This is a genomic window from Arthrobacter sp. ZGTC212, from assembly GCF_002929255.1.
In the GTDB taxonomy this organism is placed as follows: Bacteria; Actinomycetota; Actinomycetes; order Actinomycetales; family Micrococcaceae; genus Arthrobacter_B; species Arthrobacter_B sunyaminii.
On sequence record NZ_PJIJ01000002.1, the window covers coordinates 111,198 to 123,963 of the forward strand.

The 12,766-nt window shown below is 65.0% G+C and carries 9 protein-coding genes; 8 read left to right on the forward strand and 1 reads right to left on the reverse strand.

Annotation, left to right across the window (positions count from 1 at the left end):
- The first annotated feature begins 83 nt into the window (after positions 1–83).
- The 3 genes from CXQ89_RS07120 (at position 84) to crcB (ending at position 4,713) form a co-directional block, all read left to right on the forward strand.
- Complete coding sequence (locus CXQ89_RS07120) at positions 84–3,641, forward strand: S41 family peptidase (protein ID WP_104160779.1); 3,558 nt, start codon at positions 84–86, stop codon at positions 3,639–3,641.
- Positions 3,642–3,880: 239 nt separating this feature from the next.
- Complete coding sequence (locus CXQ89_RS07125) at positions 3,881–4,339, forward strand: CrcB family protein (RefSeq protein ID WP_104160780.1); 459 nt, start codon at positions 3,881–3,883, stop codon at positions 4,337–4,339.
- Positions 4,336–4,713 carry a fluoride efflux transporter CrcB gene (gene crcB / locus CXQ89_RS07130; RefSeq protein ID WP_104054667.1) on the forward strand — a complete coding sequence of 126 codons (378 nt, stop codon included), beginning with the start codon at positions 4,336–4,338 and terminating at the stop codon, positions 4,711–4,713. The genes CXQ89_RS07125 and crcB overlap by 4 nt, the downstream gene beginning before the upstream one ends.
- Positions 4,714–4,786: 73 nt before the next feature.
- On the opposite strand, the gene CXQ89_RS07135 is transcribed toward crcB, so the two are convergent.
- The gene (locus CXQ89_RS07135; RefSeq protein WP_104054666.1) at positions 4,787–5,803 is read right to left on the reverse strand and encodes a LacI family DNA-binding transcriptional regulator; all 1,017 of its coding nucleotides are present in this window, start codon (positions 5,801–5,803) and stop codon (positions 4,787–4,789) included.
- A gap of 118 nt (positions 5,804–5,921) precedes the next feature.
- Here CXQ89_RS07135 and CXQ89_RS07140 point away from each other — a divergent pair, with 118 nt between their 5' ends.
- The 5 genes from CXQ89_RS07140 to CXQ89_RS07160 are packed head-to-tail and all read left to right on the forward strand — an operon-like array spanning position 5,922 to position 12,761.
- Positions 5,922–7,220, forward strand: a complete 1,299-nt coding sequence (locus CXQ89_RS07140) for an ABC transporter substrate-binding protein (protein WP_104160781.1) — start codon at positions 5,922–5,924, stop codon at positions 7,218–7,220.
- Positions 7,221–7,229: 9 nt separating this feature from the next.
- Positions 7,230–8,255, forward strand: a complete 1,026-nt coding sequence (locus tag CXQ89_RS07145; protein ID WP_104054664.1) for a carbohydrate ABC transporter permease — start codon at positions 7,230–7,232, stop codon at positions 8,253–8,255.
- Positions 8,255–9,127, forward strand: coding sequence for a carbohydrate ABC transporter permease (locus tag CXQ89_RS07150; RefSeq protein WP_104054663.1), 873 nt, complete (start codon positions 8,255–8,257; stop codon positions 9,125–9,127). Before CXQ89_RS07145 ends, CXQ89_RS07150 begins: the two co-directional genes overlap by 1 nt.
- Positions 9,128–9,135: 8 nt before the next feature.
- Complete coding sequence (locus CXQ89_RS07155) at positions 9,136–11,508, forward strand: beta-glucosidase (RefSeq protein ID WP_104160782.1); 2,373 nt, start codon at positions 9,136–9,138, stop codon at positions 11,506–11,508.
- The gene (locus CXQ89_RS07160; protein WP_104160783.1) at positions 11,505–12,761 is read left to right on the forward strand and encodes an endo-1,4-beta-xylanase; all 1,257 of its coding nucleotides are present in this window, start codon (positions 11,505–11,507) and stop codon (positions 12,759–12,761) included. Before CXQ89_RS07155 ends, CXQ89_RS07160 begins: the two co-directional genes overlap by 4 nt.
- Positions 12,762–12,766: the final 5 nt, after the last annotated feature.

Here is a 12,766-nt window from a genome sequence, read left to right on the forward strand (position 1 = left end):
TCGGGCTGACCCCGTCTCCGCGATATGCCGCAGCCGGCCTGTTTCTGAAAAGCCGAGCGGTCCGTGAAAGATAGGATCGATCCATGAGTTCAACTGCTTACCTTCGTTACCCCGATCTGCATGGCGATCTCGTCACCTTTGTGGCGGAAGACGACGTCTGGATGGCGCCGGTTACCGGCGGACGTGCCTGGCGCGTTTCTTCCATGCAGCTGCCGGCCCGCAGCCCGAAGTTCTCTCCGGACGGCACCCAAGTGGCGTGGCAGGTGGTCCAGGGCGGTGCTCCGGAGATCGTCACGGCGGATGTCAGCGGCGGGAACTTCCGGCAGCTGACCTTCTGGGGCAGCCAAAGTACCCGCATGAAGGGATTCAACTCGGCGGGGCAGGTTATAGCCACCAGTTCCGTGGAGCAGGAGGACAGCCGCCTGCGGTGGGCCTTCGCCGTTCCCCTGGACGGCGCGGCGCCCGTCAAGCTTCCGTACGGCCCGGTGGAAACCATCGCCGAAGGTCCGGCCGTCGGGGATGAACGCCCCATGGTCATCGGCAGCATGCTCACCCGTGAACAGGCCTGGTGGAAGCGCTACCGCGGCGGCACGGCCGGAAAACTGTGGATTGACGCGGACGGCAACGGGGAATTCGAACGCCTTGTCCCCGAGCTTGACGGCAACCTGTCGGACCCCATGTGGATTGAGGGGCGGGTTGCGTTCCTGTCCGACCACGAGGGATACGGCAACCTGTATTCGGTGACGCCGTCGGGCTCGGATCTGCGCCGGCACACGGACTTTGACACCTTCTATGTCCGCCACGCTTCCTCGGACGGAAGCCGCATTGTCTTCGAATCGGCAGGACGTTTGTGGTTGCTGCCCTCACTGGACGCTGAAGCCCAGCCCCTGGACATCGTCCTCGGGTCCGCCGGCACTGCCCGGCGCCCGCGTCCGCTGGACGTTGCCAGGCATCTTGCCGGCGTCGTCCCCGATGCCGCCGGAAACGCCAGCGTGGTGGAAACCCACGGCACGCTTCACTGGCTCACCCACCGCGACGGGCCCTCCCGGGTCATTGAAGCGGATTCCGCGGTGCGCGCCCGCCTGGGCCGCCCGCTGGGCGATTCCCGGGCCGTGTTCGTCTCGGACCGCCAGGGGGAAGAAGCGATTTACATTAAGGATGTCTTCGCCGAGCTGTCGGTTGGATCCGCTGTCGGCTCCCGGGCCGCGGAGGAGGCGCCCGTTTCCGATCCTGCCGCGAAAGACGCAGACGGCGCCGGCCTGGTTCTGCCCAGCCCGGTGTCCGCAGCCGGGTCTGCCGGGTTGCCGCAGGCAAGACCGCTGGCTGCAGAATCTCCGGCGGGAGGACAGTCGCCTGAATCCGCCTCCACGCCTGAGTCCGCCCCCAAACCGGGGGACAGCACTGTCCGTGTGGAGTTCGAGCGGCCCACCCGGGTCAGCCAGCTGGCGCCCAGTCCGGACGGAAAGCGCGTGGGCGTGGCCACCGAATACGGTGAAGTCTTTGTGCTCGACGTCGCTGCGGCCCAGTTGTTCCCGGTGGCCTCCACGGGCTTCGGCGCCGTAGATCAGCTCGCCTTCTCGCCGGACTCCCAGTGGCTTGCCTGGGCGGAACCGTCCAGCGCGGACGGGCGCACCCGGATCCGGCTCCGGTCCGTGCTGGATACGGAAGCACCGGTGATCGATGTGACTGACGGCCGGTTCACCGACCACGATCCCTCGTTCACCACTGACGGCCGCTACTTGGCCTTCCTTTCCGAGCGCAGCTTTGATCCTGTCTATGACACGCACCGCTTCGATTTGAGCTTCCCGTCCTCCACCAAGCCGTTCCTGGTGGCACTGGCAGCGGGCACACCGTCGCCCTTTGGGCCTTCGGTTTCGGGCACCGCGGTGGTTACCGCAGCGGACGGGGCTAAAGATGACGGCGCGGCAAAGGCCGCCGCGGTTCCTGATGTGGTGGTGGATGCTGACCGGATAGGGGACCGGATTATTGCCGTTCCCGTCCCGCAGGGAGGCTACGAGAAGCTCCGGACCGCAGACTCAGCCCTGCTGTGGCAGGCCGCTGACATCTACGGAGTGACCGGCGATGGCCGGGCCACAGCCGCTGACCGCGACCCGGCCTCCCGGCTGGAACGCTTCGATCTTGTGAAGAAGGATCTGTCCGTCCTTGTACCGGCCCTGGACGATTTTGAGGTCAGCGGTGACGGCACCAAGGTGGTGCTGCGCCACGACGGCGGTGTCCGGGTGGTTCCCGCCTCCGCCAAAGTGGAGGAAGGAACCGGGGAGGACATCCGGGTGGAGTTGGACCGGATCCGGGTGCGGATTGATCCGGTTCAGGTGTGGGGGCAGGCTTTTGACGAAGCATGGCGGCTGCAGCGCGACTTCTTCTGGGCTCCGGACATGGGCGGACTGGACTGGGAAGGCGTCCACTCCCGCTACCGGCCGCTGGTCCAAAACCTTGGCGGCCACGATGACCTGGTTGACCTGCTCTGGGAAATGCACGGAGAGCTTGGTACCTCCCACGCCTACGTCACTCCGGCTCCCGTCACGGAACCGGGCTCCGGAAGCCAGGGGTTCCTCGGCGCCGACCTGCTGCCGGGAGCCGGCGGCTGGGAGGTGGTGCGCATTCTTGGGGCCGAGTCTTCGGACCCGCAGGCTACGTCACCGCTGAGCGCCCCGGGTGCGGACGTCCACCCCGGCGACATAATCGCCGCCGTGGACGGGCAGCCCGTTCCGGCCGGTGAAGGACCCGCTCCGCTGCTTGCCGGAGCGGCCGGCCGCACCGTGGAGCTGACCATTGTCTCCACAAACGACGACGGCGCACCCTCCCAGCGCCGTATCGCCGTCGTGCCGCTGCGCAGCGAGGAACGCCTCCGTTACCAGAACTGGGTCCACGCCAACCGCCGCATTGTCCGCGACGCATCCGACGGTGCTTTCGGTTATCTGCACATCCCGGACATGGTGGCCAACGGCTGGTCACAGCTGCACCGTGACCTGGACCAGGAGGCATCGAAGCAGGCCCTGGTGGTGGACGTCCGGCGCAACCGCGGGGGACACACGTCCCAGCTGGTGGCCGAGCTGATCGGGCGGAAGGTGACTGCCTGGGCGAACCCCCGCGGCGGAAAACCCACTCCCTACCCGGATCATGCTCCCCGCGGCCCCGTGGTGATCCTAACGGACGAGTTCGCCGGTTCCGACGGTGACACCATCACCCAGGTGGCCAAGCTGCGCAGTATCGGACCGGTGGTTGGCACCCGGACCTGGGGCGGCGTCGTCGGCATTGACGGGCGGTTCCAGCTCATGGACGGTACCGCCGTCAACCAGCCGCGGTACGCCTTCTGGTTCACCGGCGGCGTGGGCTGGGGTGTGGAAAACCGCGGAGTGGAGCCGGACATTGAGGTGGCATTCCCTCCGCACGCGTACGTAGCCGGGGACGACCCCCAGCTGGAGCACGGTGTTGGCATCCTGCGCGAAATGCTGTCGGAGATCCCCACTGATCAACCCCCGGCCATGACCGGCTATCCGTCGCTTCAGCCGGCTCCGCTTCCCCCGCGTCCGCAGGCGGAGCCCGGGGCGGCGGCTGTGCCCGGAGGTACGGTTCCCGGACCGGTTGCGGCTTCCTCAGCGGTTCCGGGCCGGCACTAGATCCTGGTCTTTGGCTGTCCGCGGCCCTGCTTCTTCTTCGCAGGCAGGGCCGCGGGCAGCGGGGCTGTGAGTCCCTTCATTTTGCGGCGTTCCGGCCAGCGCAGACACCCAAGAGCTTGCAGCGTTGAAGGCGCACGGGCATAGGGGTACCGTCGGAAAATGGGCATTTATCCCGACGTTTCCGAGAAGCGCCCGGACATCGGCGTTTCCCGGAACCCCACCCAACCTCGGAGCATCGAATGAATACCGCTACGCGTCCGTCCTACCTGCGCTGGGCGGCGATTGCGCTTGTTTTCGTCGGCGGTGGATTCGGTGCCGCCAGCCGCGAGGGCCTTTCGCTCGCCATCCCGAACCTCGGCGAGGTTCCTATCGCCATCCCGATCATCAACGTGGTCGGCGCTTTCCTGCTCGGTTACCTCTATGAAGCCGTCACCCGCCTCGACAAGGCGCGCCCGACCGGCGCGAACCTCAAGCTGCTGCTCGGCACCGGCTTCTGCGGCGGCTTCACCACCTACAGTTCGCTGGCCACCGACACTGCGGTGCTCTTTCGTGACGGGCTCCCCGGGTCCGCGGTGATCTACGCGCTTGCAACGGTGATCATCGGCGCCTGCGCCACCTGGGCGGGCATCGCCATTGCGAGTGCCGTCAATAACCGGAGCTCGAGTCCGCGTAAAGATGAGCAGGAGGACGCAACATGACCCCGGGAATTTTCCTGCTGCTCGCCCTGGCCGGCGGGTTGGGCGCCGTGGTGCGGTTCATCCTGGACGGCTTCATCCGCGCCCACTCCAAGACGCGGTTCGCGTGGGCGACGACGATCATCAACGTCTCCGGCTCCCTGGTGCTCGGTTTTCTTACCGGCCTCACCATCGAGCACTTTGTGTCGACCGACGTCAGCATCGTGATCGGCACCGGTTTCCTCGGCGGTTACACGACCTTCAGCACGGCGAGCTACGAGACGGTGCAGCTCATCAAGAAGGGCCGCTACGGCGCGTCCTTCATCAGCGGTATCGTCATGCTTGTGGTGTCGGTTGCGGCCGCCGTGATCGGCCTCTGGGTCGGTGCGGAGCTGTAAAGAGCAATGGTGCAGATCCGAGCGGGACTCGAAGGTGAGATGAAGGCCGAGGGCTTGATCTCTGCTTGGCCCGTCAGCCCGCAGCCGGCGCGGCCGTACTGTCACGGATGACGAGCCGCGTTGCGAGGTCCATCCGGGGGATGGTTTCCAGGGTGCCCTCACTCATGCGGATGACGAGCCGCGCCGCCTCCTCGGCCATCTCAGTGAGCGGCTGATGCACGGTTGTGAGGGCAGGGCTGGACCACTGGGCGAGCTGCAGATCGTCATAACCGACGATGGACAAATCAAGAGGCACCCGCAGCCCGAGGGTTCTGGCCGCCTCGATGACGCCAAGTGCCTGGAGGTCGCTTCCCGCGAAGATCGCTGTGGGTCGGTCGGGCAGCGTCAGGAGCTCAAGGGCGATGCGGCGGCCGCCGTCCACCCGGAAGTTGCCGAATCGAACGAAGCGTTCATCGATCTCAAGACCGGCCGAGTTCATGGCGGACCGGTATCCGTCGACGCGGGCGAAGGAGCACATCATGTCGTCGCGGCCGGTGATCGCGGCAATCCTGGTGTGTCCCAGTTCGATGAGATGGCGGGTGGCAACGAGGCCGCCGGACCAGTTCGCCGAGCCGACCGCGGGAACATCGGGGGCCGGATCGCCGGCCGGGTCGATGATGACGAACGGAATGGCGCGGGATTTCAGGGCCGCCTTGGCTTCCGCCGCGAGATCGGCGAAGAGGAGCACCACCCCAACCGGGCGCCGGCGGAGAACCCCGGTGATCCAGGCCGGGGACGGGGAATGGCGGTCACCTGACTCGGTAAGTACAACGCTCAAATCGTTGGCACGGGCGACATTTTCGACTCCCCGAATTATCTCCATGGCCCAGGCTGTCTCGAGTTCGGGGAAAACGAGCTCGATCAGGGTGTCTCTGTTCGGCAGGCCGGGGCGCCGCTGATATCCGTGCTTGCCGAGGAGCTCCTCGACTTTTGCCCGCGTCTGTGCGGACACATCTGATCGTCCGTTGAGGACTTTCGAAACCGTGGAGAGTGAAACTCCCGCCTCAACGGCCAATTCATTGAGTTTGACCTTGCCGCCTGAGTCGGCCATTAGGGTCCAATCTGTATTAGTTAGGGGAAACCCTTGCGTTTAACTGTGCCGCTGCTAGGCTCACACCACATTAGGTGCTTTCGACGCAAATGTCGAAACTTTCGAGAGGCGTTCAAAGATGAACAAGCACGGTATCAGGAAGCTGCTGACAGTTGGGGCGGCGACCGCAATCGCGCTCGGCGGTCTGTCAGCGTGTGGCTCCGGCAGCGGAGGAACAGAAGACGGCGACGTCACCATGACGTTCTGGCATAACTCGACGACGGGCGCCGGCAAGGCGCACTGGGAGAAGACGGTTGCAGCGTTCGAGGAGGCAAACCCCGGCGTAAAGATCGACATCCAGTCCATCCAGAACGAGGAAATGGACGGGAAGCTGCAGACAGCGCTGAACTCCGGCGATGCGCCCGACATCTTCATGGCGCGGGGCGGTGGCAAGCTTGCGGATGTGGTTGCGGCCGGACAGGCCATGGATATTACCGATTCCATCGACGATGCCACCAGGGCCGCTGTGCCCGAAGGCGTGCTGAACGCCTTCGAGGTTGACGGCAAAATTTACGGCATGCCGACCGCCGTGCTGCCCGGCGGCATCTTCTTCAGCCAGGACCTCTTGGCCGAAGCGGGCGTCGACGCGGCGCCGACGACAATGGACGAGCTCGGTTCCGCCGTCGACAAACTCAAGACTGCCGGTATCGCCCCCATCGCCGTCGGCGCCAAGGACGCCTGGCCCGCTGCCCACTGGTACTACTTCTTCGCGTTGCGCTCATGCTCGCAGGACACGATGGACGAAGCGGCCGAGTCGAAGAAGTTTGACGACCCGTGCTGGCTTGAGGCCGGAAAAGAGATGGAAGCGTTCGTGGAAACGGAACCGTTCAATAACGGATTCCTCACCACCTCGGCACAGCAGGGCGCCGGAAGCTCTGCAGGTCTGCTGGCGAACCACAAAGCAGCCATGGAACTCATGGGTGCCTGGAACCCGGGTGTCATCGCATCGCTGACCCCCGACCAGGAACCGCTGGAAGACCTGGACTGGTTCCCGTTCCCCGCCGTTGACGGAGGCGACGGCGCCGAAGGCGCCATGATGGGCGGCGTCGACGGATTCACCTGCTCCGCCCAGGCGCCGCAGGAAGAGTGCACTGCATTCCTGAACTTCTTCATGCAGCAGGAATACCAGGAGGACTACGCGGACGCGTTCCAGACTCTTCCGGCCAATCAGGACGCCCAGGCAGCTGTTACCGACCCGGCGCTTCAGTCGATCCTCCAGGCATACAACGACGCACCGTACGTGACGGTGTGGCTGGACACCCTGTTCGGCCAGAACGTCGGTAACGCGCTGAATAAGGGGGTTGTCGATATGCTCGCCGGTCAGGGCTCCGCCGAAGATATCGTCTCCGCTGTGAACGACGCAGCGGCCAAGGGATAGCAGCAGACAATGACTGAACCTGCAGGCGGCGCTCCGTTGATGACGGACGCTCAGCCGCCGCGGGGCACGGTTAAGGCAGGGGACGGCGCCCGCGCGTCGTCCCCTGCCGCACCGCGGCCCAGGCGGCGTGCAACGGACTGGCGCAAACGCCTCGAGATCACGCTTCTGGCCGGGCCGGCCATCTTCGTTTTTGTCGGCTTCGTCATCTTCCCGGTGGTCCTGGCCGGCTACTACGGCTTCTTCCGTTGGAAGGGCTTTGGGCCGGCCACAGACTTCGTCGGCTTCGACAACTATAAGATCATCTTCCAGGACAGCGCGTTTCACGACGTGCTGCTGCACAACGGGTTCATCCTGGTGCTCTCCCTGGTCATCCAGGGCCCCATTGCGGTTGTCCTCGCGCTCCTGCTCAACCGGAGCATCCGGGGCCGCTCGCTCATCCGGGTCCTCATCTTCGTCCCGTACATCATTTCCGAGGTCATAGTCGGGATCGGCTGGGGCCTCATGCTGCAGACATCCGGTGCCGTCAACGGGCTGCTGGACAGCATCGGGCTGGGAGCGTTCAAGGCAGACTGGCTCTCTGATCCGAAGATCGCCATCTGGTCCCTGATGGTGATCATCTCGTGGAAGTACATCGGATTTGCCGTCATTCTTTTCCTCGCCGGGCTGCAAAGCATTCCCAGCGAATTGTTCGAGGCAGCCGCGATCGACGGCGCCAGCTACTGGCAGACCCAGCGCGCCATTACGCTGCCCCTTCTCGGGCCGACCGTGCGGATCTGGGCGTTCCTGTCCATCATCGGCTCGCTGCAGCTGTTCGACCTGGTCTTCATCATCTGGGGACAGTACGTCGCCTCGACAGCCGGGACCTCGACCATGGCCACCTACATGGTTGCCAACGGACGCACATCGGGCAACTTCGGCTACGGCAGCGCTGTCGCCGTCGTCATGTTCCTGATCTCCCTCGTCATCGCATTGATCTACCAGCGGTTCGTTCTTCGGCGGGACACCGCCGGTGCCCTCACGTCAGGAAAGAAGTGATGACTGCTATCGAAACTCCCACGCGCCCGCGCAAAAAGCGTCCGCCAAGGGAGCGCCAGCCATGGGGCAGCCCTGCGACCTACTTCGTCGCGTTTGTCTTCATCTCACTCTGCCTCGGACCCGTCATCTACATTATTCTCGGCGGCTTCCGCGACAACTCGCAGATCACCAATTCGCCCGCGGGACTCCCAAACCCGTGGAATTTCGACAACTACGCGGAGGTGCTTGCGAGCCCGACCTTCTGGCAGCAGGTCGGCAACTCGGCAATTGCCGCGATTGCCACGACCGTTGGTGTGGTGGTGCTCGGGCTGATGGCCAGCTTCATTCTTGCGCGGTACAACTTTGCCGGCCGCGGGGCGATGTATTCGCTCTTCGCCGCCGGGCTCATGTTCCCGATGACCGTGGCGATCACGCCGCTCTACATCCTCGTCAGGGACCTGGGCCTGATGAACAGCCTGGGCGGCGTGATTCTCCCGCAGATTGCCTTCGGCCTGCCGGTGACGATCATCATCCTGGTGCCGTTCCTCAAAGCCATCCCCGATGAAATCGAAGAGGCAGCGGCGATTGACGGTACCAGCCGCCTGGGCTTCTTCTTCCGGATGGTGGTTCCCCTGTCCCTGCCGGGCGTCGTGACGACGGGCATTCTTGCCTTCGTGGCGAGCTGGAACAGCTATCTTCTGCCGCTGTTCATCCTCAGCGACCAGGCGTCCTATACCCTCCCGCTCGGAGTTCAGGCGTTCGCTTCGCAGTATTCGGTGGACACGGCAAAGGTACTCGCCTTCACCTCGCTGTCCATGATTCCAGCACTCATCTTCTTCACGCTGTTTGAGCGCCGCATCGTCGGCGGACTCACCGGCGCGGTCAAAGGATAGGACTTTCCTTGAGCAACACAACATCCACGACGACGGCGCCGGCATGGCGCGACGTCAGCGCATCCGCTTCGGACCGCGTCGAAGCACTCCTCGCCGAGCTCACACTCGAGGAGAAGATTGCCCAGCTGTTCGGCGTCTGGGTTGGCGCGTCCAATGAGGGCGGTGACGTTGCCCCGCATCAGAACGACATGGACGACCTCGTTGACCTCGACGCGCTCCTGCCGAGCGGGCTCGGCCAGCTGACCCGGCCGTTCGGCTCAGCTCCGGTTGACCCGGCACTCGGCGCGCTGTCCCTCCTGCGCAGCCAGCGCCGGATTGCGGCATCCAACCGGTTCGGAATCCCGGCAGTTGCGCATGAAGAATGCCTGGCCGGCTTCGCCACCTGGGGAGCGACAGCCTATCCGGTGCCCCTCGCCTGGGGAGCTTCCTTCAATCCCGGACTCATTGAGCGGATGTCCCGCCGCATCGGGTCAGACATGCGCTCGGTCGGCATCCACCAGGGCCTTGCCCCGGTACTCGACGTGGTTCGGGATGCCCGCTGGGGACGCGTCGAGGAAACCATCGGTGAGGACCCGTATCTCATCGGCAGCATCGGAACGGCGTACGTCCGCGGCCTCGAGTCCGCAGGGATAGTCGCAACCCTCAAGCACTTCGTCGGATACTCGGCGTCGAAGGCCGGCCGTAACCTCGCGCCGGTCTCGGTCGGTCCGCGTGAACTCGCTGACGTGCTGCTCGTTCCGTTCGAGATGGTCATGCGCGAAGGAAAGCCGCGTTCGGTCATGCACTCCTATACCGACCTCGACGGCGTGCCGTCGGCGGCTGACGAGTCGCTGCTCACCGGTATCCTGCGCGACACCTGGGGTTTCGACGGCACCGTCGTTGCCGACTACTTCGGGATCGCCTTCCTGAAACTGCTTCACGGCGTCGCAGGTTCGTGGGGCGAGGCGGCCGCTCTGGCGCTCACTGCCGGCGTGGACGTAGAGCTGCCGACGGTGAAGACCTTCGGTGCGCCGCTGATTGAAGCGGTCCGGTCAGGAGCCCTGTCCGAGGAGATTATCGATCGTGCCCTCCGGCGTGTGCTGCGCCAGAAGGTAGAACTCGGACTGCTTGATCCTGACTGGGATGCCACGCCCGGAGCGCTGCGGGACGTCGACGTCGACAATCCGGAAGGCATCCGCGGCACCATCGACCTGGACAACGCCGGTAATCGGGCGGTCGCCCGCGAGATCGCCGAACAGTCCATCGTGCTTGTGAGCAACGACGGGGTCCTTCCGCTCTCCGCCCCGCGCCGGATTGCCGTCGTCGGGCCGACAACCGATGACCCCTTCGCCGTTCTCGGCTGCTATTCGTTCCCTGCGCATGTTGGCGTGCAGCACCCTGACACACCCCTCGGTATCGAACTGCCCACCCTGCTGGACAGCCTCCGCACCGAGTTTCCCGAAGCCGACATCGAATACGTGCCCGGTACGACGATTGACGGAGGAGAAACCGCCGGGATCTCTGCCGCGGTGGATGCTGCAGCGCGGGCGGACGTTGTCATTGTCGCCCTGGGTGACCGGGCGGGGCTCTTTGGCCGCGGCACGAGCGGTGAGGGCTGCGACGTCGAGTCGCTCCGTCTGCCCGGTGCCCAGAAGGACCTTCTCGACGCCGTCCTGGCAACATCAACTCCCGCCGTCGTCACCCTGCTCGCGGGACGGCCGTACGCGCTGGGATCCGCTGTCACCGAAGCCGGCGCGATCGTGCAGGTGTTCTTCGCAGGAGAAGAAGGAACCTCCGCGCTGGCCGGCGTCCTCTCCGGCCGGGTCAATCCGAGCGGACGCCTGCCGGTCAGCATCCCGGCCTCGGAGGGGACGCAGCCGTCCACCTACCTGGCCGCACCCCTGGGGCGCTCCAACGGAGTGTCGAGCATTGACCCGACCGCCGCCTTCGCGTTCGGGCACGGGATCGGATACACCACCTTCGAGTGGAGTGCCGGCCGGCACGGGTCCGGCACGATCGGAGTCGACGGCACAGCAACCCTCGGCCTCCGTCTGCGCAACACCGGGGACCGTTCCGGGACGGAAATCGTCCAGGTTTACGTCCACGATCCGGTCGCCTCAGTGGTGCGCCCCGTGCAGCGTCTGGTCGGTTTCCAGCGCGTTGACCTGCTGCCGGGCGAAACCGTTGAGTTCTCGATCCACGTTCCCGCAGACGTCACCAGCTTCACCGGCCGAAACGGCGAGCGGGTCGTGGAACCGGGGGAGATCGTCCTTGGTCTCGGAGCATCCAGCACCGACATGCGCGTCACACAGTCGGTGCAGCTCTCCGGTGAAGCACGTGTCGTGGGCTTTGACCGGGCCTTCCACCCGAGTTTCAAGGAGACCGCACGGATCGCCCCGTGAGTGTCGATCACCGGCGGATGACTGCGCAGGTCACCGTGCTGGACTCCGCCGGCAACCCTGTGCCCAACGCGGAGGTGACTGTCGAACAGCAGCGTCATCACTTCGCGTTCGGCAACATCGGTTTCGACTTTATCCCGCTTGCCAACAGGGAGACCGGGCAGGAGGTGGCCGCGGAGCCCGTTTTCGGCGGGGCTGCGGCCGCCGGGCTGCCGGATCTCCAGACGTTGTGGCTCGACCTTTTCAACACTGCGACCCTTCCGTTCTACTGGCGGGGATTTGAGCCGACCCCCGGCAAGCCGGACACCCGAAGACTTCTCCGGACCGCCTCGTGGTTCGCTGAGCACGGAGTGACAGTGAAGGGGCATCCGCTTACCTGGCACACGCTCGCGCCCAAGTGGCTCACCGGTTTACCGGTAGCGGAGATCGAGCGGCTGCAACGCGAGAGGATCCGACGCGAGGTGACCGACTTTTCCGGGGTCATCGACACGTGGGACGCCATCAATGAAGCCGTCATCATGCCCGTGTTCACTGCAGAGGAAAACGGTATCACCCGGCTTGCACAGAGCATTGGCCGCTTGCCCATGATTCAACTCGCGTTCGAGGAAGCTCGCGCCTCGAACCCTTCGGCGACGCTCGTCTTGAACGACTTCGATTTGTCGAGCGACTACGAAGCTCTGATCGAGCGCGTGCTTGAAGCGGGGATCACCGTGGACGCGATCGGCCTGCAGACGCACATGCATCAGGGATATTGGGGAGAAGAGACCATGCTGGCGATGGTCGACCGATTCGCCCGCTTCGGGCTGCCCCTCCATCTGACGGAGACGACTCTGCTGTCGGGGGACCTCATGCCGCCGGAGGTCACCGACCTCAACGACTATCAGATCCCATCCTGGCCATCGACACCCGGGGGAGAGGCCAGGCAAGCGGACGAGATCGTCCGCCACTACCGCTCACTCGTTGGCCACCCGGCGGTGCACGCCATCACCTACTGGGGGCTCACCGACGACGGAGCGTGGCTCGGTGCGCCGGGCGGGTTTGTTCGCGCCGACGGCACGCCGAAACCCTCATTCTACGCGCTGCAGTCCCTGATTAAGGGCGAATGGTGGTTGCCGCGAACGCCAATGCGCACGGATTATGACGCACGCTTGTCGATCACGGGTTTCTTCGGTGATTACGTGATTAAGCGCGACGGGCAGAGCGCACCGGTCTCGCTCTCGCGGGGGAGTGAAACGGCCACCGTCCGATTCCGCTGATGCAC

Bases quoted from the DNA above. Each gene is read 5' to 3' on its own strand.
- CXQ89_RS07145 (WP_104054664.1), top strand. From the start codon at position 7,230: ATGACTGAACCTGCAGGCGGCGCTCCGTTGATGACGGACGCTCAGCCG.
- crcB (WP_104054667.1), top strand. From the start codon at position 4,336: ATGACCCCGGGAATTTTCCTGCTGCTCGCCCTGGCCGGCGGGTTGGGC.
- CXQ89_RS07135 (WP_104054666.1), bottom strand. From the start codon at position 5,803: ATGGCCGACTCAGGCGGCAAGGTCAAACTCAATGAATTGGCCGTTGAG.
- CXQ89_RS07140 (WP_104160781.1), top strand. From the start codon at position 5,922: ATGAACAAGCACGGTATCAGGAAGCTGCTGACAGTTGGGGCGGCGACC.
- CXQ89_RS07150 (WP_104054663.1), top strand. From the start codon at position 8,255: ATGACTGCTATCGAAACTCCCACGCGCCCGCGCAAAAAGCGTCCGCCA.
- CXQ89_RS07125 (WP_104160780.1), top strand. From the start codon at position 3,881: ATGAATACCGCTACGCGTCCGTCCTACCTGCGCTGGGCGGCGATTGCG.
- CXQ89_RS07120 (WP_104160779.1), top strand. From the start codon at position 84: ATGAGTTCAACTGCTTACCTTCGTTACCCCGATCTGCATGGCGATCTC.